At 56.0% G+C, this 21,472-nt stretch carries 19 protein-coding genes; 18 read left to right on the top strand and 1 reads right to left on the bottom strand.

Features of this window, described 5'->3' with window-relative positions; all coding sequences use genetic code 11:
* Positions 1 to 28 precede the first annotated feature (28 nt).
* Positions 29 to 9,271 carry an amino acid adenylation domain-containing protein gene (locus ACMTNU_RS00860; RefSeq protein WP_413933310.1) on the bottom strand — a complete coding sequence of 3,081 codons (9,243 nt, stop codon included), beginning with the start codon at positions 9,269 to 9,271 and terminating at the stop codon, positions 29 to 31.
* A 504-nt stretch (positions 9,272 to 9,775) separates the two neighbouring features.
* Here ACMTNU_RS00860 and ACMTNU_RS00855 point away from each other — a divergent pair.
* The 18 genes from ACMTNU_RS00855 to ACMTNU_RS00770 all read left to right on the top strand — a co-directional run bounded on the left by ACMTNU_RS00855 (position 9,776) and on the right by ACMTNU_RS00770 (position 21,402).
* Positions 9,776 to 10,258 (top strand): hypothetical protein, encoded by a 483-nt coding sequence (locus tag ACMTNU_RS00855; protein ID WP_413933309.1) that lies wholly within the window; start codon positions 9,776 to 9,778, stop codon positions 10,256 to 10,258.
* A gap of 15 nt (positions 10,259 to 10,273) precedes the next feature.
* A complete protein-coding gene (locus tag ACMTNU_RS00850) occupies positions 10,274 to 10,741 on the top strand; it encodes a DsrE family protein (RefSeq protein WP_413933308.1) in 468 nt (155 codons plus the stop codon).
* A gap of 62 nt (positions 10,742 to 10,803) precedes the next feature.
* A complete protein-coding gene (locus ACMTNU_RS00845; protein WP_413933307.1) occupies positions 10,804 to 11,238 on the top strand; it encodes an OsmC family protein in 435 nt (144 codons plus the stop codon).
* Between the two features lie 303 nt (positions 11,239 to 11,541).
* Positions 11,542 to 11,931: a c-type cytochrome gene (locus tag ACMTNU_RS00840; protein ID WP_413933306.1), complete on the top strand. Its 390-nt coding sequence runs from the start codon at positions 11,542 to 11,544 to the stop codon at positions 11,929 to 11,931.
* Between the two features lie 87 nt (positions 11,932 to 12,018).
* Positions 12,019 to 12,237: a DUF2892 domain-containing protein gene (locus ACMTNU_RS00835; RefSeq protein WP_413933305.1), complete on the top strand. Its 219-nt coding sequence runs from the start codon at positions 12,019 to 12,021 to the stop codon at positions 12,235 to 12,237.
* 10 nt (positions 12,238 to 12,247) lie between these two features.
* Entirely contained in the window at positions 12,248 to 13,102 is an 855-nt protein-coding gene (locus tag ACMTNU_RS00830; protein WP_413933304.1) for a c-type cytochrome, read from the top strand.
* Between the two features lie 62 nt (positions 13,103 to 13,164).
* Positions 13,165 to 13,722 carry a YeeE/YedE thiosulfate transporter family protein gene (locus tag ACMTNU_RS00825; protein WP_413933303.1) on the top strand — a complete coding sequence of 186 codons (558 nt, stop codon included), beginning with the start codon at positions 13,165 to 13,167 and terminating at the stop codon, positions 13,720 to 13,722.
* Complete coding sequence (locus tag ACMTNU_RS00820) at positions 13,719 to 14,246, top strand: DUF6691 family protein (protein WP_413933302.1); 528 nt, start codon at positions 13,719 to 13,721, stop codon at positions 14,244 to 14,246. Before ACMTNU_RS00825 ends, ACMTNU_RS00820 begins: the two co-directional genes overlap by 4 nt.
* Complete coding sequence (locus tag ACMTNU_RS00815; protein WP_413933301.1) at positions 14,243 to 14,662, top strand: OsmC family protein; 420 nt, start codon at positions 14,243 to 14,245, stop codon at positions 14,660 to 14,662. Before ACMTNU_RS00820 ends, ACMTNU_RS00815 begins: the two co-directional genes overlap by 4 nt.
* Before the next feature lie 89 nt (positions 14,663 to 14,751).
* The gene (locus tag ACMTNU_RS00810; RefSeq protein WP_413933300.1) at positions 14,752 to 16,131 is read left to right on the top strand and encodes a c-type cytochrome; all 1,380 of its coding nucleotides are present in this window, start codon (positions 14,752 to 14,754) and stop codon (positions 16,129 to 16,131) included.
* A gap of 138 nt (positions 16,132 to 16,269) precedes the next feature.
* Positions 16,270 to 16,629 carry a DsrE family protein gene (locus ACMTNU_RS00805; RefSeq protein ID WP_413933299.1) on the top strand — a complete coding sequence of 120 codons (360 nt, stop codon included), beginning with the start codon at positions 16,270 to 16,272 and terminating at the stop codon, positions 16,627 to 16,629.
* Between the two features lie 24 nt (positions 16,630 to 16,653).
* Positions 16,654 to 17,715: a polyphosphate kinase 2 gene (ppk2, locus tag ACMTNU_RS00800; protein ID WP_413933298.1), complete on the top strand. Its 1,062-nt coding sequence runs from the start codon at positions 16,654 to 16,656 to the stop codon at positions 17,713 to 17,715.
* A 42-nt stretch (positions 17,716 to 17,757) separates the two neighbouring features.
* A complete protein-coding gene (locus ACMTNU_RS00795; RefSeq protein WP_413933297.1) occupies positions 17,758 to 18,312 on the top strand; it encodes a c-type cytochrome in 555 nt (184 codons plus the stop codon).
* 284 nt (positions 18,313 to 18,596) lie between these two features.
* A complete protein-coding gene (locus ACMTNU_RS00790) occupies positions 18,597 to 19,268 on the top strand; it encodes a Spy/CpxP family protein refolding chaperone (RefSeq protein WP_413933296.1) in 672 nt (223 codons plus the stop codon).
* A gap of 144 nt (positions 19,269 to 19,412) precedes the next feature.
* Positions 19,413 to 19,772 (top strand): c-type cytochrome, encoded by a 360-nt coding sequence (locus ACMTNU_RS00785; protein ID WP_413933295.1) that lies wholly within the window; start codon positions 19,413 to 19,415, stop codon positions 19,770 to 19,772.
* Positions 19,773 to 19,959: 187 nt separating this feature from the next.
* Positions 19,960 to 20,262 carry a YtxH domain-containing protein gene (locus ACMTNU_RS00780; RefSeq protein ID WP_176697831.1) on the top strand — a complete coding sequence of 101 codons (303 nt, stop codon included), beginning with the start codon at positions 19,960 to 19,962 and terminating at the stop codon, positions 20,260 to 20,262.
* Between the two features lie 73 nt (positions 20,263 to 20,335).
* A complete protein-coding gene (locus ACMTNU_RS00775) occupies positions 20,336 to 20,815 on the top strand; it encodes a hemerythrin domain-containing protein (RefSeq protein WP_413933294.1) in 480 nt (159 codons plus the stop codon).
* A 137-nt stretch (positions 20,816 to 20,952) separates the two neighbouring features.
* Positions 20,953 to 21,402 carry a c-type cytochrome gene (locus tag ACMTNU_RS00770; RefSeq protein ID WP_413933293.1) on the top strand — a complete coding sequence of 150 codons (450 nt, stop codon included), beginning with the start codon at positions 20,953 to 20,955 and terminating at the stop codon, positions 21,400 to 21,402.
* Positions 21,403 to 21,472 lie beyond the last annotated feature (70 nt).

Below are 21,472 nucleotides of genomic sequence, written 5' to 3'. Positions count from 1 at the left end.
CAGCCAACGCACAGGAAGGGCGTAGCTATCACGCAGCTTTATCACGAGATGAGATGGGTGTATCGGAAAAATATTCAGCCACATAGCGACAAATATGGGAGGATATTTTTTCAACATGCGGCGATTCAACGAGTTCTCCCGTATAGCGAGCTGCAATCTCGACGGTTTGGCACCCACCGTCTGCCAGTTCTCTCCACGCATATCTGGTATCTTGTGGGTCGACTCGTTGGGAGGCCACGAAGGTCAGAATGCGTCCTGGATATTGAAGCACCGCGTAGTTCGCAGCCGCTTGGAACATTGATCGTTCAACGCGTTTGCGCTGACGGACTTTCGGATTACTTTCCGGCGGTTTTCGGAACAGTGACAGGAGTGTCGTGATTTTTCGACGCACGACCGACCACCGAGCTTTTATCGGCATATGCCGGAGTTCACTAAATACGCTCATGGTCTTCCAAAGAATTCCCAACGGGACCGTCAGTCCGGGTAGCAGCCCATACTTATGCTTGTACGAGCTGTATGAAGTCGGAAGCCAGCTGTTGATGATGATCAAGACGACCACTGCACCTTGCTTGACCAATTGTTGGGCTATCTCATAGGCGACCAGCCCTCCGACACATCCGCCGACAATGACGTAGGGTCCTTGTGGGTGGCAGGTGCGAATTTCAGTAATGTACTGCGCTGCCATCTCCTGAATTGAGGCGAATGGCTCTGCTTTTCCATCGACACCTCTCGCCTGTAAGCCGTAGACGGGGTGAGCGTGGCTCAAGTACTTCGCCAATTGAGCAAACCATATAACATTGCCGTCTACCCCTGGAACCAAAAACATCGGGAGGCCCGATTCCCTGGGCTGCATGGCGACCAAAAATTGCCATGGCGATGGCGACTGCCCTTGTGCAAGGAGCGATGTGAGTGCGGCAATGGTCGGTGCTTGAAACAGGGTGGAGAGCGGAAGCTGGCGCCCATAGACCTGTTCAATCATGTAGAAGAGCTGGGTCGCCTTGAGGGAATGGCCGCCAAGATCGAAAAAGTTGTCATGAATGCCGATGTGATTCGTCCCAAACACCTGTTCCCACAAAACTGCCATTTGTACATCCATTCGATCTGTCGGCCGAACATGACCAGCGGTAGTCGGGGGAGCGGAAGCCGGAGGCGGCAATGCCTTCCTGTCGACCTTGTTATTGGCAGTCAACGGCAGTTCTGTCAGAAATACGAAGAGCGAAGGGACCATGTAATCTGGAATCTGTGCGTGGAGGTAGGAGCGAAGATCTGCCTGGCTTGGTACAAGGCCATCTTGGCAGACGACATAGGCCACTAACTGCTTGATCCCTTGCTGATCTTCCCTTGCGGTGACGACTGCCTGGCGGACGGCTTGATGGCGGCTTAGGGCCGCTTCAATATCTCCCAATTCAATTCTGAATCCTCTGATCTTGACTTGGTTATCCATTCGCCCCAGATGCACGATGCGCCCGTCAGCTCGATACCGAGCCAGGTCTCCCGTTCGGTACAGTTTGGCGAGGGGGTCTGGAGAAAATGGATGGGGGATAAACCGCTCTTGGGTCAGCTCAGGCCGTCCGCGATAACCTCGGGCTAACCCATGGCCTCCGATATAGAGTTCCCCGGACACACCAATCGGAGCCGGTTGGAGGTATTGATCCAGGATGTATATGTCCGTATTGGCGATGGGCTTCCCGATGGTGATCTCCCGATCGGCCCGTTCGATCTTCTCGATCGTGGACCAGATTGTCGTTTCGGTCGGGCCATACATATTCCACAAGGCACAGCACCGCTCTAATATTTGCATTGCCAAATCAGGAGGGAGGGCTTCTCCGCCGCAGAGTACCGTTAGCTGTTCACTGCCCAGCCATCCGGCCTCAATCAGCATGCGCCATGTTGCCGGAGTCGCCTGCATCATCGTCGGTTGTACCGCTTCGCAGAGGGTCCGCAGTTGCCGTCCGTCCATCGCCACGGTTCGACTTGCGATCTCGACACGGGCTCCGGCCAGCAACGGCACATACAGTTCCAACCCGAAGATATCGAAAGAAATGGTCGTGACGGAGAGCATGATATCTCGAGCCGAACATCCCGGCTCTTGTCGTATCGACCACAAGAAATTCACGAGAGCCTGGTGAGGTATCTCCACGCCTTTGGGTTGTCCCGTCGAACCCGAGGTGTACAGGATGTACGCGAGGTCGTGTGGCGTCGCGATCGGGCCAAGGTTGTGGTCGGCTTCCTGCGCGATGCGCTCGTGCTCGCGATCGAGACACAGCAAACGGCAGGTGCGTGCGTCGAACCGATCGGAGACGTCGGTGGTCGTCAGCACCGCGGCGACGGACGCATCCTGTGCCATAAACCGGAGCCGATCCCGTGGAAATTCTGGGTCGAGAGGGACATAGGCTGCACCGGTTTTGAACACGGCGAGCAACGCGATCACCATCTCTAAGGATCGCTCGAGCCCGATACCTACCGTCACCCCAGGCTTGGCACCCAGCGTTTGGAGGTGGCGCGCCAGCTTATTAGCCTGCGCGTTGAGTTCGCCGTAGCGCAGCGTCTTCTGTCCCATCGACAGGGCGACGGCCTCAGGTGTCTGCTCGACCTGTGCTTCAAACAGTTGAGGAAAACATTCAGACCGAGGATATGTCCGCTGCGTGTGATTCCAGTCCTGCAACATCTGCTGCCGCTCGGGCACCGTCAATGTCGGGAGCTCGGACAACTTGCTTTGGGGGTTGGCTAATGCGCTCTGGAGCAGGACCCTGTACTGTTCCAGCATCCGTTGGGCGGTCTGTGGATCGAAAAGATCAGTGTTAAACGTCAAATACGCTTTTCGGGAGAACTCCGTTTCGACCGTCAGGCTCAAGTCGAACTGGGCGGCTTGCGTTTCAACTTCAAACGGGACCCAACTCAACCCTTGGACATTAATCTCTCCGATCGGAGCGTTCGGGACGTTGAAGAGGACCTGCACCAACGGGGCCGAACTATGGTCACGTGAAGAGTGCATGGTCTCAACCAGTTTATCGAACGGGAAGTCCTGATTGGCGTAGGCCTCTAGCGCTGTGGAACGCACTCGTGCCATCACTTCGAGGAAGGTTGGATTACCGGACAGATCGGTGCGCAAGACCAGCGTGTTGACGAACGATCCGATGATCGACTCGACGGCGGATTGTGTCCGGTTCGCGATCGGAGATCCTACGGCAATATCAGGTTGGCCGGAATAGCGACTCAAGAGGATCTGGAAACAGGTCAGCAGGGTCATGAACACCGTGGCATTGTGCTCCGAGCTGAATTGCTTCAGTCGCTCGATCAATGACGCGGGCAACTCCAGCATGCAATGTGCGCCGTTAAATGTCTGAATCGCGGGCCGTGGATGATCGGTCGGCAACGAGAGCTTTGAAAGCCCTTCCAGTTTCTTTTGCCAATACGCAGCTTGCGCGCCGAGCCAATCATCGGTCAGACAGCGACGCTGCCAGACCGCGTAGTCGGCATACTGAAGAGGAATCGGTCTTTCGGAAGGAACGTCTCCCCGGCAAAACGCGTTGTAGAAGACAGCAAACTCGTACCCGATGATCCCGAACGACCACTGATCTCCGATAATATGATGCATGGTCAGCATCAGCACGTGGTCTTCGGGCTCGACCTCGATAAGCTTGAACCGGGCCAAGGGGCCTTTCTCAAGATCGAATGGTAGGTGGGCTTCCTGCTCCACCAGGCGAGCCGCCTCCTGTTGTCGCGCGTCGGACGGCAAGTGCTCGAGACTCACTTCGACCCAATGAGGAGGACGAAAGGGGTGGATGACTTGGACCGGTCCCTCCCTACTCATCATGAACGTCGTTCGAAACGCCTCATGGCGGCTGCAGATCGCATCGATTGTTTTCCTGAGAGCAGTTTTGTTGAGCTGCCCCATCTGTCTCGACGCAAATGGCATGTTGTACGCCGTGCTCTTGGGTGCCAGCTGATACATCAACCACATACGTTGCTGAGAATAGGAAAGGGGGAGCGGCTGGTCTCTTGGTACCGGTGTGATCGCCGGCATCCTCGGAACCTTCTGCTCACTCTGACGCAACCGTGTCACTTCTTCGGCCAACGCCGCGATCGTCGGTCGTTCAAACAGCGCGGAGAGCGAAACTTCAACCTCGAAGAGTTCGCGGATTCGGGAGACCAACTGAGTCGCCAACAGCGAATGGCCTCCATGCTCAAAGAAGTGATCACGGACGCCGGCCTCCGGGACCTCCAGCAGAGATTTCCACAGTTCCACCAGGGACTCTTCAACAGGGTTTCTTGGGGCAACCCTCGCCGCGGCGTGATTGGCTGTGTATTCAGGAGCGGGAAGCGCGCGTCGATTCACCTTGCCCGTCGCACTGAGCGGCATCGTGTCGAGCCACAGTATGACGGAGGGCACCATATAGTTCGGTAATCGTGAGACGAGATAACCGCGAACTGCCTCAAGTTTGTCTTTCAGCGATGATTCGCCTGCAATGTAGCCGACTAACCGGTGCTGGTCCCGCTTATCCTCCCGAAGCAGCACCGCCGCGTGATGAATCCCCGGGAAGTTACTCAGCGCATACTCGATTTCTCCCAGTTCGATCCGATACCCACGCAGTTTGACTTGCTGATCTATCCGTCCAATAAATTCTAGGTTGCCGTCGGCACGGTATCGTGCCAGGTCACCGGTTCGATACAGTCTGGTGCCAACCACATAGGGGTTCGAAAGAAATCGCTCCTGGGTCAACTCCGGTTGGTTGACATAGCCGCGAGCCAAACACTCTCCCCCGATATAGAGTTCTCCTGGTATGCCGATGGGCATCAGTTGTAAATGCTCATTCAGCACATAGAGCTGCATATGGGGGATGGGTTTGCCGATCGGTACTCGGGCCGCTGTTTCCTCTCGGGTAGTTTGATAGACGCTACACCAGACCGTGGCCTCCGTTGGCCCATATTCGTTGTACAGGGTGGCGTACGGCAGGAGCTGGTAATGTCGTCTCACAAGCTCAAGGGGAAGACTTTCCCCGGCTGTGATGACGACACGAAGCGATTCCAGCTGCCCATCCAATGCGTCACCGAGGACCGCATGGTACAAAGAAGGGACCCACACCACGTGTGAGACGTGATGATGCTCGATGAGCGCAGCAAGCTGTGTGGGATCACGATGGGTAGTCTCTGATGGGATGATCAGTTCCCCTCCCTGGAGCCATGTCCAAAAGATGCCGGTCACCGACCCATCGAAGGCCAGTGAGAAGGTCAGTAAGGAACGCAATACCGGTTCCTGATAGTACTGCAGCCTGGCGTGAAGAGAGGTCATCAGACTGCCGTGCGGCACGGCCACACCTTTCGGGTTCCCAGTCGAGCCGGAGGTGTAGATGAGATAGGCGAGCTGATCCGGGGAAACGGAGTGTGCAAGGTCCTCATCCTCTGTCCCGCCCAGCGCGGATGTGGAAAGTGTCTCCACGTCACACATGTGGCCGCGGAAAGTCTGGAAATGACTACGGAGCTTCGCCTGAGTCACTAAGATCTCCACGTTTGCGTCTTCTAGCACGAGCTGGAGGCGGTGGCTGGGGAAGGATGGATCCAGGGGAACATATCCTCCCCCGGCCTTGAGAATGCCCAAGAGACCCACGAGGGCGTCCACCGAGCGATCGACACAGAGACCCACTGGGACATCTGCACCCACTCCAAGCGTCCGTAGCGCGAGCGCGACTCGATTCGCTCTCCGGTTCAGCTCTTGGTAGCTCAGCGACTGATCTCCACAGGTCACAGCGGGCGCATGGGGAGTCCGTTTGACCTGCGCCTCGATGAGCGTATGAATACCGGAGGTCCAAGAAGGTGGTTCGTTCCAAGTCAGGTGAACGTTTCCTTTCTCTTCGGGGGTCAGCAATGAAAGTTGATCGAGCCGGGCCTCAGGTTTCGTGAGAAACTCATGAAGAAGAATCTCCAGCTGTCCCAACATTCGGTCGATCGTCGATTCTTCAAAAATCGTGGAATCATGGAGAAACGCCAGATCCAGGCCATCAATCCTGTTGAACACCATCAACACGAGGTCGAACTCTGATGCCGTCGGTTCCCAGGGGAGATGAGTGATCTCAAGATCCTTGATGCTGAGCGTGGACAAGGGGTCGTCTTCACACACCATCATCACGTTGAACAGTGGAGACAGTTGACGTGCTCGTTGTAACGACAACGCCTCGATCACTTCTTCAAACGGGAGATCCTGATGGTCATAGGCCTCGATCACTACACGGCGTATCTGCTTCAACAACTCGTGGCCGGTCAGCCCCTCGGACAGTTCAGACCGTAACGCCACCGTATTGACGCAGTACCCCATCATATCTTCGAACTCTCTCCGACGCCTACCGGCCACGATCGAGCCGATCACGATATCCGACTCTTGTGTGTAGCGATGCAGCCATATCGCAAAGACGGCATACAGCACCATGAAGGGAGTGGCGCTATGCTGTTGGCAGAAGCGGTCAAGATCGGCCACAAGTCGAGGAGAAAGGGATCGGAACCGCACACCTCCTTCAAACGTGCGTGTTCGCAGTCGTTGTCGATCGATGGGAAGTTCTGCGGGCGGGTTGGTGTCGCTCAGCTGCCTGGACCAGTAGGCCCGGTTGGCTTTTCGAAGGCCATGGTCAAGCGAGGCCTTTTGCCAATCGGCATAATCCGCATACTGAACGGTCAAGGTCGGAAGTCGAGCGTGCTGTGCGTCACCACCGGCCTCCCACAGCAGAGTTAATTCATTCCAGAAGATACGCAGCGACCATCCGTCGGCGACGAGCCGATGGAACGTCAGTGCCAGGATATGCACGTCGGGTTCAAGCGCCAGCAGGGTCACCCGAAAGAGCGGTCCCTTTCGTAAGTCGAATGGTCGGGTTCTCTCTGTTCGTAAGAAGTGCCGAACGTGAGCGTCTCGCTCTGTATGATCCACTTCCTGGAAATCTTGCCGTTCGATTGTGACGGTCTCTTCAGAGAATATTTCCGCAAATCCCTGACCTCGTTCCGAGCCGAAGCGGGTTCGAAGAGTCTCGTGACGCAATGCGATTGCCCGTACGGATCGTTCCAACACTTCTTGGCTCACTGGCCCCCGAATCCGCACCGCCATGGAAATATGGTTGATTGCGCTTCCTGGATGCACTTGCTCCAGAAACCACAGCCGCTGTTGTGCTGGGCTGAGAGGAATTCTGCCTTTCCGTGTGGAGGATGAGGAAAGTGGAACGGCGGGAACCTGTTGCCTGTTGCCACTCCCTACGACCGGACCTAGGTCATGTGGATTGGCGCGTCCCTCCTCGATTCGGGCGGCCAGCGCAGACAAGGTTGGACATTCAAAGAGCAGGCTGATGGGGAGTTCAACGTGGAACTGGTCGAGTATGCGCGCGACCACCTGTGCTGCGAGGAGTGAATTGCCTCCAAGCCCAAAGAAATTCGCATGACGATGTGGTTGAGGTCCACCAAGGACTTCCTGCCAGATGTCGGCCAAACTCTTCTCAATAGAGGTTTGAGGACCCTCCTCCGGTACCCCATCGGCTTCAGATTGTAGGCCCTCGTCGAGCGTGCTGGATCTGACGACTGTCAGCTGTCCGGACTCATAGGCGGCTCGGCAGGCACCCCGCTGAATTTTCCCACTGGAGGTTCTTGGGATTGTGCCGGACTTAACGAGCACCACCGTGTGGATTTCGAGCTCATACTCGTCGGCCAGCACGCGACGGATGCAGTTCACGATATTCGTGAGATCTGAATCAGACACCTGTTTCTCGATCTCATGGACCAGCACCACCCGTTCCCCAGTCTCGCTTTCGATCGAGAATGCTGCTCCACATCCACGTCGCAAACCTGTATGCGCTTGTTGGGCGGTCCATTCTAGATCATGAGGGTAGTAGTTCCGTCCTCGAACAATGATCAGGTCTTTGATGCGCCCTGTGAGGAACAGCTCCCCACGGTGAAGGAATCCGAGATCGCCGGTCCGTAAATAGGGCCCATCCCCTGACGCCGCAAGTGTGGCATTAAATGTCGCCTCTGTTTCGTCGCGCTTTTCCCAGTATCCAGAAGCGATTCCAGCGCCAGACAACCACACCTCACCTACGACATCCGAGGGGCACTCCAGCAGCGTTGTTGGGTTCACGATCTTGACGCAAGTTTCTTCGAGCGGTTCCCCGCATCCCACCAACGTCCGAGTTCCACGATTTGATGGAACCGACTCTTTCACGATGGAGTCGGCCAGAGCCTCCGCATCAACCGTCAGGAACATCGGTTCAACCGGAACAGGCTTCATCGTCACGAGCAATGTGGCTTCAGCCAGGCCATAGGCCGGGGAAAAGCTTGACGACTTGAATCCTCGTGGACCAAAGGTTTCGATAAACCGCCTCACCGTATCCGGATGGATAGGTTCAGCGCCGCAGCTGGCGACCTTCCAGCTGCTCAAATCGGCTAGCCAGCCCGACTGTTGATGTGCGGCTCTGAGACACGCGTCGTAGGAAAAATTCGGTCCACCGCTGTGGGTAATCGCGAATCGAGCCACTGCGTCCAACCAGCGCAATGGTCGTCGGAGAAACGTGATGGGCGACATCAGATAGGCGGGAATGCCTGCGTAGAACGGTGCAATGATTCCATGCAGCAGTCCATAGTCATGGAAATACGGCAACCAGCAGAGCGACCGACTGCTGTCCTCTACCTGCCCGGCTAACGTGAGGGCTTTGCAATGAGCCAGCACATTTCCATGGCTGATCACAACGCCGCGAGGAGAGGCGGTCGACCCAGAGGTGTATTGCAAATAGGCAAGGGCGCTGCTGTCTAGTCTCGGCATGTCAATCGAGATGGAGTCGGTCGCATCAGCTACTAGCTGGTCTGTTGCCATCCAGGTGACCGGGCCCATATTTTGGGGGAGCGAACATTCAGAAGACAGAGCCATGATGCTCGAGTTTGTGAGGATGAGGGATGCCTGAGCATCGTCAATAATGTTGCGCAGTCTCGGCACACTGTGTTTCATTCTGATGGGGTCGGGGGCGGGAGCTGGAACCGGTATAAGACCAGCGTACACGCATGCCCAAAACGCACAGGTGACATCAAGGCCTGGCGGATAAAGAAGAAGGGCTCTGGTTCCTGGTTTGACCTCGTGCGCAAGCCGGTAGGCCAGTGAACGCACTTGGCCTTCAAGCTGTCTGTAGGTCAGCTGGCTTTCAAGCTCGAGACTGTCACGAACAAGAGCATAGGCAAGCGCGTCTGGATTGCGCCGGCATGTGAATTCAAAGAGATCACTAAGACTGAGAAACACCGGAGGTTTCGACATCTTTGTTAGGTCGTAATTCTCGTCTTCAAACAAACAGAAAAATGCTCAGTTCGCAACTATCGTTCTCCGAGAAATAGCTTATCGTCCCTTAGTAACAACCTCCAATAACTTCAACTGTTCCAATAGGGCCCAAGATACGCTCGACGGTGTATGTTCCTTGACGGAATACAACAAACTTGTTCACCATCACGTGTTCAGGTCAGCCTCAACCTTTGGGTCCTAAGGACAAAGTCCATCGTATCTTTCGGCAGTTGAAGAAGATATCTTGAAGCTTTAGTCGTCGGCCCGATCCGTTCAATCAGCGTGCGCAGTGTGCGGTTCCGCAAGGCCATGCAAGGTTTGATAGATCAGGAGAGATCAATGTCATCTGTTGTGAGGGTATGGCACACTGATCGTAAGAGAAATGACTATGGGGAGAGGGGATATCTATCGGAGGATGAGGTCGGTGTCACTTCTTCACACCTACTCTGACCGCCCCAATCCAGTGGGAATTCACGAAACAGCATGAAGGCTTCCTGGAAAACGGGGATCAGTTTTGGGTTAACATCAGGGGTCATTACCACTCTTGGGTTGATGGTCGGACTGCATTCCGGTACCCATTCCCGTGCGATCGTGATCAGTGGCATTCTGACCATCGCCATCGCCGATGCCATGTCGGATGCGCTCGGCATCCATGTGTCCGAAGAGTCGAAGAACAGCGGTCCGACCAGGCTGATCTGGGAGGCTACGCTCGCCACCTTTGCTGCGAAGTTCTTGGTTTCCTTGACGTTTGTCGTTCCCGTCCTTTTCGGTCCGCTCGAGCACGCGATTGTCATGAGCATCGTGTGGGGGCTATTCTTACTCACCGTGCTCAGCTTTTTCGTCGCTCAAGCACAAGGAATTGCTCCGTGGAAGGTCATCGGTGAGCATCTGTTCATTGCGCTGTGCGTCGTTGCGATGACACATGTGGCCGGTGATTGGGTGAACAAGATGGTGGGAGCGGAATGACGGAGGTATGAACCAGTGAGAAAACACCCTCGAACGTTGATATGGCTGCTGCTTTTCCTCGTGTGCACGACATTCATGATGCCCGGGCAACCAGCCTGGGGGGCGGGGGATGATGTGGTATCTGAAAGCGGCCGGCCCCATCGTGTCGTGCTCCATCTGAATTCTGGTGATGAAAAAGTCCAACGTGGTGCGCTCAACAATATCAAGAATCTCTATCAGGAGTTTTCGTCGCAGAGTCTCACGGTCGAGCTGGTCGTGCATGGGGCTGGGCTTCCGATCCTCATCAAGAAGGGTACGCCGTTTGCTGCGGAGCTGAGCGAGCTTCGGAAAACGTACGGTGTGCACTACACGGCCTGTTCGAACACCATGAAGACGATGAAGGTGACAAGAGAAGATCTCATCGATGAAGTCGGCGACACCGTGCCGGCAATCGTGAGGCTGGTGGAGAGACAAGAGCAAGGCTGGGTCTATATTAAACCGTGAGAGGTGAAACGTGAGGGGTAAGGGGTGAGTAGTACGTAAGATCACGATTGAAGGGGGTTGCCATGGACGTTCGCAGCAAAGTCTATCTGTATCAGACCTCGGTGAAGTGGACAGAACAGCGCAAGGGCACGATCTCCTGTGCAGGGAAACCCGATGTGCAGGTGGCGACCCCACCGGAGTTCAAGGGGCATGAGAACATCTGGTCTCCCGAAGACCTCTTCGTGGCGTCGGCCAACGTCTGTTTGATGACGACATTTCTCGCCGTTGCAGAACGAGCCGGTCTTGCTTTTACCTCGTACGAGAGTACGGCGGAAGGACGGCTGGAGATCGTGGAGGGGAAATTTCAATTCACGGCGATCACCATCCGGCCTTCTATTACCTTGAAGCCTGGCAGTGATGCAGCCAAAGCGAAGGAACTCATTGAAAAAGCAGAGCATAATTGTCTGATTTCCAACTCCATGAAGGCCGCGGTCACACTGGAAGCCACGATCGGCTGATTCAGCGTTGCGAGTTTCGAGTTTCAGGTTTCTAGGGGCTACTCCTACAACTTGAAACATGAAACTTGGAACCTGAAACACAGACTTCAGACACAAACGCCAATCTCGGGTTACCCACTGTAGCATCCTGCGCCAGTCGGTCAGCAGGCTAGTGGCATTTGTCTCCATTCTTCGGTGTCGATCTGACCGACACCGAAGAATCTGTCCGATAACCCCTCGATGAATCGAGAGAAAGCTCTCCTTCTCCCTACGAGATAGTGGCACAGTCATCGCAAGGTTTCATCGAAGGGGAAAGGACAAGATATGCGTAGAACGATGCAAGGGACGGTGTTGTGCGCACTGGTGGCCGGACTGTGCGGACTGGGATTCAGTAATCTTGGGGTCAAACAATCCGGGGTTCTTGCCAAAGAAGGGGATGCAGTCACCGGACGGGAAATTTACGTAAACACCTGTATGCTCTGTCATGGAATCGACGGGAGAGGCGTACGAGGATTGCAGTTCGTCCCACCTCCGGCAGACCTCACATCGCTCGCGGTCCAGAGCCGGCTGGATGGGTCGCTGTTTCGTCGAATTCACGACGGGAAGCCCAACACGGTCATGGGCGCTTGGAAACATGCTCTCTCGGATGAAGAAATCTGGGATGTATTGGCCTATGTGCGCACATTTCGGATCGAGTCTCCCGGGCAACCATAAAGATGAATCCAATAACTCGGAGGTGTCTCATACAAGCCGGATGCAGAAATGGAATGGTTGTCCGTGAGGAAACGAGGAGGGAACGACATGACATGTAATGTGGGGGGAATCGAACGACCGATACGCATTGGAGCGGGAGCGCTGGCGATTATGGCCGGCCTCTTTGGGGGGCTTTCTGGTGCGATGTCCGGAATAGCGCTTGGGGTGGGGGCGATTCTATTATTGACCGGGGCGGTGGGGTATTGCCCGCTGTTCACATTGTTGGGAATTAATACCTGCACGTCTGCGTCCGGTCCAAAGAAATGAGGTGGAATCGATGAACCGACCGGTGGTCGCTTGGGCCGCGCTGGTGTACACGCTGGTTGGGGTGATCAGTTGTGTCCCGCCTCCACGGGTGGCGGGAGAGGATGCGGGGGACGGCCGTCCGAGCACGGAGTCACAGGTCGACGCGTTGTTCGCTCCGCCGTCGCCGGAAACGATTCCCGGTGATTTGCGAGGCGAACAGATTCGACTGGGCTATAAGATGATTGTTGATACACAGGAATATGGGAAACGCTACGTGGGGAATGCACTCAACTGCACGAATTGTCATTTGGACGGAGGGCTTAACCCGAATGCCGCGTCATTCGTGGGTATCAGTACACTGTACCCGCAGTATCGCGAGCGAGCCGGCCGTCAGATGACATTAGCCGATCGGATCAACGAGTGTTTCGAACGGAGTATGAACGGGAAGCCTCTCCCGCCGGACAGTGTGAAACTGACGGGCATTGTGGCCTACATCGAATGGTTGTCGACAAATATGCCGGCCGGGAGTACGGTCCCGTGGCGAGGAATTCCGCGCCTGACTTCGACTCATCAACCGGACCCCGGCAACGGCAAGAAGGTCTTTGAGAAAAAATGTGTCTTCTGCCACGGTTCAGACGGGCAAGGCACTATGGCGGCGCCGCCTGTGTGGGGACCGCGCTCGTACAATATCGGCGCAGGTATGGCAAGGGTCAGTGTGGCTGCTGCCTTTATCAAGGCCAATATGCCACGAGGCTGGGGCTGGACGGTGACGGACGAGGAAGCACTCGATGCAGCGGCCTATATTAATACGCAGCCTCGGCCAGATTTTCCCGACAAGATTCACGATTGGCCGAAGGGGGGCAAGCCGGCGGATGCGCCCTATTGATTCGACGAGCCATCTTCGTGGAGGACATGCTGTGAGTCACCCGGCAATGCGGATGAGGTGTCATGGTTGACGATCCAGCCAGAGGGTTTGAGATGGAGGGTACGGTCCCCATGATGCCCTGGTGGGCCGGAGGGTTAGGGATCGGCTTAATTTTGTTGATTGCGGTGGCGCTCGTTCAGCCGATCGGCGTATCGACCCAGTATGTGGTGTTGGACGGCGTGCTGTTGCACGCTATCCTCCCGGACCTCGCTGACCAGAGTCCCTATTTGAAGCACGCAAGCAAAGGATGGACGTTAGCCACCTATGAATTCTTATTCGTCGTAGGGATTCCGCTCGGCGCCTTCATCGCAGCGGCTGCAACGAGGCGATTGACTGGAAGAATAGTCCCGTCGCTATGGGCCCAACGGTTCGGTCCGGCCCCAGCGAGGCGTCTAGGATGGTCGTTCGTCGGAGGATTTTTGCTCTTGTTCGGTGCCCGCTTCGGGGGAGGCTGTACCTCCGGCCATATGATCAGCGGAGTGTCGCAGTTAGCCGTGAGCTCATTTGTCTTTTCCACCGCCCTTTTTGCGAGTGCGATCCTGACGGCTCGGTGGCTCTACCCTGAGCGAGCAGAGCAATGATAGTACTCCTGGGCCTCGTCCTCGGCGCAGCATTCGGCGCGGTCCTTCAACTGTCGGGTGCATCGAGCTACACGAAGATCATCGGTACCTTGCGGCTGAGGGACTTCACGATTATGAAGCTCATCATGACCGCCATCGGCGTAGGGATGATTGGGGTGCATGTCTTAGATGCGGCCGGTGTGGCTCATATGAAGGTGAAAGATCTCTATTTACCAGGGATCATCATGGCGGGCTTGATCTTTGGTGTGGGGTTCGCCGTCACGGGTTATTGTCCGGGGACGGCGCTGGCTGCGGCTGCGGAGGGAAAACCGGACGCGTGGATGACGATAGTAGGAGGGCTGTGCGGCGCATTGACGTTTGCCTTCCTCTGGCCGGATCTTGAATCGTCTTTAGCCTCGCTCGGAGGATTCGGGCCGGTCACTCTTCATGGATCATTTGGAGTCGAAGGACTGCTTATCGCATTGCCGCTCGGTGTGCTTTGTCTATGGGGGGCGGTAAAACTTCCGGGGGGAAGAGCGACATGAAACTCACGGCGACCTTTCACGGCGGGACACGGTACGACATCGTGAGCGGGAAGCATCGAATCATCACCGACCAGCCGGTTGAGGATGGAGGGCAGGATGCCGGCATGGGCCCGGTCGAACTCTATGTTGGGTCTGTCGCGAGCTGTGTTGCGTACTTCGTCGGACAGTTCTGCGGGCGACATGGTATCGCCCGAGACGGTCTGGCCGTCGAGGCGGAATGGACGATGGCGGAAGGACCGCATCGTGTGGGCCGTATCGACATTGCGATCCACCTTCCTCATCGTATCACGGCGGATCAACGGGAACGACTGCTGAAGGTCGCGCACGGTTGTACGGTGCATCAGTCCATTGCCGTGGCCCCGGACATTGGGATCAAACTCAATCCGCACCAGCATCACAAATCTGATGGATCATGAGCGTGTACGCACGACAGGGCATGCGACTCAGGCAATGACCTGACAACAAAAGGAGGGAGGAGATGGGCCTGCAGGGAATAGGGAGGAAGATGGCAGCCACGGGGATATTGGCAGCAGGTCTGCTGGTCCTATTTCAGGACCCTTCTCTTGCCAGTGATCAAGCTCGAGCCAAGGACCTCCTCCAACAGACTTGTGTGCAGTGTCACCGGCTGGAAGGGACGGCTGATTCTCGGTTCAACCTCCGGGCCCCGGACTTGATCTGGGCCGGCAGCAAATACCAGCGATCGTGGCTCATTCGCTGGCTGACCGGGAAAGAGGCACCGCTCTATGTCAAAGGCTATCGATGGGACCTAACGGATGTCCCGGCCAAACATCCGATGGTGAGTGAGGGAGACGCCAACGCGATTGCCGATTATTTCGCTGAACATCACAAAGATCCACGCGTCACAGTCGGGGCCTTCGATCTGTCGAAAGTCACCAAGTTCGATGTGGCGTTCGGGGGAGTTGCCTATAAAGCCCATGCGTGCCTCGGCTGCCATACGATCGAAGAAAACGGCAAACTGATCGGGGGACAGCAAAGCGCAGCGCTGCAGAAATCCGGTCAGCGATACGACAAGGATTGGCTGTTCCGGTTCGGCCTTAACCCTCAAGACTTTGTGCCGCACAGCGGCGAGTTTCTGGCGGACGCGACGGAGCCACAGCTTCGCGCCGTGATCGGCTATCTGATGGTTCAAGGGGTACCGGACTTTCAGTATTACGAGCCCTGGACGAGTTCTGAGTTCAGCCGGGCCGACGCCGGGCGCGGCAAAGTGCTCTACAAAGAATATTGTGCCCAGTGCCACGGCTTCACCGGGAAAGGCGACGGCCCCGCCGCGTCCGCACTTGAGCCCAAACCGGCCATCCACGCCAACATGCCGTTTGACAAGCTGCCGATGGAATACCTCTATACCGTCATCAACCACGGTGGAGTGGCCGTCGGGAAATCGCCCAATATGCCCTACTGGGGGCTCACGATCGGCCAACAAGGGGTGGCGGATGTGATCGCCTATTTGAAGGTGACATTCAAGGGAGTTCCGGAGATCCCGGCTACGGCGGGAGGGCCGGGCGGGCTCTGCGTGCAGCCGCGCAAGACGGCCAAGGCGCCTGATGACTTCCTTTCCAAGACTAATCCGCTTTCGTCCTCGGCGGCAGTCAAGGCGGGCAAGGAATTGTTCCTCAAAACCGCGCAACCTGTCGCCTGCGTGATGTGCCACGGCGAACAGGGAGATGGAAAGGGGCTGATGGGGGCCGCCTTGGTGCCGCCGCCGAGAAACTTTACATGTGGTGTGATGATGAAGGACATCCCTGACGGCCAGTTGTTCTGGGTCATCAAGAACGGATCGCCGGGCACCGGCATGATGGCCTTTGGCGGACTGCCGGACGAGCAGGTATGGCAGTTGATTCACTACATCAGGAGTCTGGCGAAGTGATCGAGTATCGGGAGTTAATGGCGAATGGCTGATGGCAGCTAGCCTGTGAGAGAAAGAGCGAGCTCTCCGCTATCTTGCCCGTCCCTTACGCTATAGGCCATCAGCTATCGGCTCTTCGGTTCATCACGGAGGAAGGCAATGGCAACATTCATCATTTCAGGTAGTCGAGGAACAGACGATCCCACCATGGCGACCTTGCCCTTCATGGCGGCGAAGACGGCGAAAGAGCAGGGGCACGATGTCGTGCTCTGGCTCTGGAACGAAGCGGTGACGTTGGGGCGGAAGGGCACGGCGGATCATGTTACCGGCGTGAATTTGACTCCGTTGAAAGATCTGCTTGCCGCCGTCCAGGCAGCCGGTGTGCAGATTTGGGTGTGCGGGGCCTGTGCAGTGGCTCGTCAGGTCACTGTGGCGGATCTGGTGGCCGGTGCTTCCATTAAGGGTATGCCGGACTACATCAAAGCCGTGGCAGAGCGGGACCGGAACGTGATGTTCTGATTGTGTGGGTCAAGGAGGTTTCTCATGGCAGCGAGCGGAGAATCGTCGAGGAAGTTACGAGATCGCAAGGGGCAGACGGATCCGGGGGAGATCGACGACCTTGTGCCCTCCGCATCCGGTACGGATGCACAGGAGTTGGAGACGATTCCCACGAAGGTGCCGCGGGAGGGGGACGGGTACCAGGTCCCGCGCAGCACCCTGATTTCCCAGGGGCTCGGACGTATCGGTGAGCCGGGCTATGCCTTGACTGCGGATGATCTCCGAAGAGTCAACACGAGGAAAGGGTTTCTGAAACTCCTGGCAAACAAAGCCGTCGATATCGAGGAAGTGCGCAAGACCCTGCTCTACGAACAGGACTTACGACAGTTGCAGGTGGAATTGGTCAGGCTGCAACGGTGGATTCAGGCCAGTGGGGAGCGCATCGCCATTTTGGTGGAAGGACGGGATGCAGCCGGAAAAGGCGGCACGATCCGCCGGTTCACCGAGCATCTGAATCCTCGCGCGATGCGAGTCGTGGCGCTGCCGAAGCCAACCGATGCAGAACGGGGCCAGTGGTATTTCCAGCGCTATATTCACCAGCTGCCGAACAGAGGTGAAATCGTCTTCTTCGACAGGAGCTGGTACAACCGCGCGGTGGTCGAACCGGTGATGGGCTTCTGCACAAAAAAAGAACATCAGCGCTTTCTTCAACAAGTACCGGAATTCGAGCATATGCTCTACGAAGATGGAGTGACCATCATTAAGTTCTGGTTCTCCATCTCCAAGGATGAACAAGCCAGGCGATTCGAAGCGAGGCGGCAGAATCCGCTCAAGCAGTGGAAGCTGAGTCCTGTCGATGAAAAGGCGCAGGAGCTATGGGATGCATATACCCGCTGCAAAGAGGAAATGTTCAGCAAAACGCACTCGACCTTTAGCCCCTGGATCATCGTGCAAGCGAACGACAAGCAGGCTGCGCGGCTGGAAAGCTTGCGCTATGTCCTGAATCTGCTGCCCTACAAGGGGAAGGAAGAGGCGAAGATCAGGTTGACGCCTGATCCGAACGTCATTACTCGATTCCACCGCAAAATGGTGGAATTGGATCTCTAACGTCGGAAGACCGTTGGCGCCATCGGCGAAAGGAACAAGAGGATGAAGATACGTCTGTTGACGGTGATGCTTGCTTCGCTGTGCTTCGCGGTGTCTGCTGGTGCTGCCGAGCGGCACATGATGCCATCAGTCGTGCCGGCTGATAAGTTGGCGGAAGCGCGGGCGCTGAAGAATCCCTTGGCCCATTCTCCCGAGGTCATTGAGCAGGGCAAAGTGGTGTATAACAGCAAGGGCGGGTGCGTCACCTGTCATGGAATAGATGGCGACGGCAAGGGGCCGGCGGCAGCCGGTATGAATCCCTCTCCGAGAAACTTTCTGCATCATGGATTCTGGCGCCATCGCACCGAGGGGGAAGTCTTTTGGGCCATCAAGTACGGATCACCCGGGACCGCCATGATCGCATTCGGGTCGGTCTTGTCCGACAATGAAATCTGGGCCCTCATTCACTATGAGCAAACCTTCGCGGGGATGCATGGCATGATGGGGCATCGAGAAGGGATGGGGCCGGGTATGGGAGGGAGAGAAGGGATGGGACATCGCGGGCAAAAGGGAAAAGGTGGAATGAGTGAGTGTGAAGGTGATTCCTGTGCACGGTAAGTGACCAAACGACTATGCGCCAGATCCATCGAGGAAGGATGCGCGAGTTGTTGCGTTTTTCCCCATCTGATCGTCCTGCCCTGAGTATTCCCGCATCACAGCGATGTGATCGGACCCCTAGCCACTATTTTGCCGAGTATCCTTCTCACTGGTCTCGAAACGAAAGGCGGAATCAGAATCGCAATCAGCCCTGTCTGGATCTCATTGTTCAAAGAAGGGTTCTCACTAACCAGAAGACGAGCGGTCAATATTCTGTGAAAGAACCAAACCTTGGAGGTATTGCCATGATCAAGTGGAAACAGCAGTGGTTATTTAGGATCGGGGGAGCCGCGTTGACTATCGCAATAGCCGCGTTTCCGAGTTATGCCGACGAAGGCCACGGGAAGATGGGGCATGGTGGGCATGATCAGGAAGAGCAACATGACCATGGCGGGCACTATCTGAAGCATCTGTTGAAGCATGCGAAGGAGATCGGGCTGACGCCGGAACAAATCACTAAGGTCAAGGCTATTCAGCTCGACTTTAAGCGCTCAGAAGCCCGATTAGAGGCTGATGCAAAGGTGGCAAATCTCGAATTGCACGCCTTGTTGGAAGATGAGAAAACTGACCTTAGTGTGATTCAGGCCAAGGTCGAGCAATTGAAGAATGTGGAATCGGCCTGCCTCTTCGCAGCCATCAAAAGTAAGCGCACGGCCATGGCTCTGTTGAGTTCGGATCAACGTGATAAAGAAAGGGCTGTTCATGAGCAGATGAAGAGTAGTGGTCAGCACGGAGCCGGAGGGGGCGGGATGGGCCATGGTGGAATGATGGGCGGGAGAGGAGGAATGGGCGGAATGATGGGTGGCATGGGAGGAGGCAGTCATGGAGGCGCTCAGGCCGGTGGTGGACAAGGAAGTCATGACGGGGGTGATCACGGGAGTGGAGGATCCGGCGGAGGCCAGCAGCACCAGCACTGAGAATCAGGCGCAGAGACCAGCTAATGCGCGACAAAGCTGCTTCTGAAGTGGCGATGGGATTCATGAGCAAACTGGGCGCCGCCACCGTTTAAGCAATCACTGTGTTGTTTGGTTTCGTGTTCACCAGCTATTGAGGGAGGGGATATGTTCGTGCGCCTTGTGCTAAGCGTCGTAGTAGTTGGGTTGTCAGTATCGTGGGCTCTGGCTCAGAGCTATTCTGGAAACACGAAGAACGGAGAGAGAATCTTTCAGCAACACTGTGCCGGATGCCACGGCACCACCGGTGATGGGCTTGGGCCTGAGATCAAGGAATTGATTGTGCCACCGGCAAATTTTCGGGCGCCTAAATACAGGACCAAGACCGATATGGATCTGTATCTCGGGATCAAACGGGGAGTGCTCTTTAGCCCGATGCACGGATGGGCGGATCGGTTATCCGATCAGGAAATCCGGGATGTGTTGAACTATATTCGGACGTTCGCGCCATTCAACCCTCTCGGCTAACTGTGCATCATTTTTGCCGACGACGTTCAACGTTACGCAGCGTGGCGGAGTCGTCGTAAGATCTTGGGCGTGGGGGTGGTATTCCGACTGATTCCTTTAGTAAGCTGTGGTCGTTGTGCCGTGAGGAGCTTCGTCCGGCACAGCGCGCTGGCATATACGAACCATGTGTTATCCAGGAGGGTCGACCATGACGACTCGTAACGATGAGGATTCAGGACTGGCGGTAGCGTTGGCATTTCTCGGCGGCGCCATGATGGGGATCATGACCGGATTTCTTCTGGCTCCGAGGTCTGGCGAGGATACCCGGCGAGAAATCAAAGGGTATGCAAGAAAGACGGAGGACGAGGTGATCGAGAAAGCCAAAGAGGCGCGGGCGGCGCTTGATGAAGTGATCAATCGGGGCAGACAATTTGTCGATGAGCGCCGGGCTGATGTGGAAGCGGCTTTGCAAGCAGGCAAAGACGCGATACGGGAGCGGAGAGAACGATAAGACTCTCGAGTCTGCTGGAGGTACGATAGAGAACCGGAATAAAAGTACCTGTGTGGGTATGACGGGGGAAGCAATGAGCGAGCAGAACACGATCACGGCATTGTACGCGGAGGATCATGACCGGCTGGATGAATTGTTCAAGACCTTTCAGACATCGAAACGTTCGGACTTTGCCAAGGCGAAGGACGCGTTCAAGGAATTCAAAGTTGGGCTCCAGCGGCATATCGTCTGGGAAGAGGAGCTGCTGTTTCCAATGTGGGAGGAGAAGACCGGGATGATCGAGGACGGGCCGACCCCCGTGATGCGATTTGAGCATGAGCAGATCAAGCAGCTGCTTGACGCGATTCATCGGAAAGTGGAGAGCCAGGATCTCAATAGTGATCAAGAGGAGCAGGCTTTGCTCAACCTCTTGGGCTCTCACAATAGAAAGGAAGAGAAGGCCCTCTATCCTGCCATTGATAACGTCACCAATGCGGACGAGCGCGACACGATCTTCACCACGATGAAGACGATTCCGGAAGACCGGGGCAATGCCTGCTGCAGTGGGCACTGACAAGGTACACGTGCCCAGTCTATCTTGTCGGTTCGGTCCCTCTGGTTCGTCTGGTCTGTCTGGGGTGGTATATCGACTGACACAGAGCAACCAAGTAACTAATTCAGCCCGCTAGACTAGACAGACGAAACAGACCAATGAATAAGAAAGCCTGGTTGAATACATTCAGTGTCCTGCTCGTGGGTTGGTTGGGAATGGAGACAGTACTCTTGGCTCATGACGCTTGGGCAGAGCCTCCGGCTGCTCAACCGAGCGGGAAACTAAAGGGCAATATCTTGCGGGGGCGAGACATCTTCAACGGCAAGGGTGTCTGCTACTATTGTCACGGCATCGACGGGTACTTGTATCGGACACCACGAGTGGAAGCGGACACGGCCAAACTCATCGCAAAGCTGAATCCTTCTCCATCCGATTTACGGAACCCCGATGTCTTGCGCCTCAAAAACAATCAGGAACGGGCTCGGGCCATCCGGGAGGGCCATCCCGGCACCGGTATGTTTCCCGACACCACCATGACCGATCAAGACCTCGCCGACACTTTGCTCTACCTCGCACTCATCCGAAAAGATCCTCATCCGGAGCAGTAGGCCGATGATCGGAGTCTTTTTCTCTCTCAAGACCGCTATTCTCACAGTCCATAGCTTGCGCTATACTTGA

The organism is Nitrospira sp. BLG_1, from assembly GCF_047338595.1.
GTDB lineage: Bacteria > Nitrospirota > Nitrospiria > Nitrospirales > Nitrospiraceae > Nitrospira_D.
Note: the sequence above shows the minus strand (reverse complement) of the source record. Positions and strands in the feature narration are given on the sequence as shown.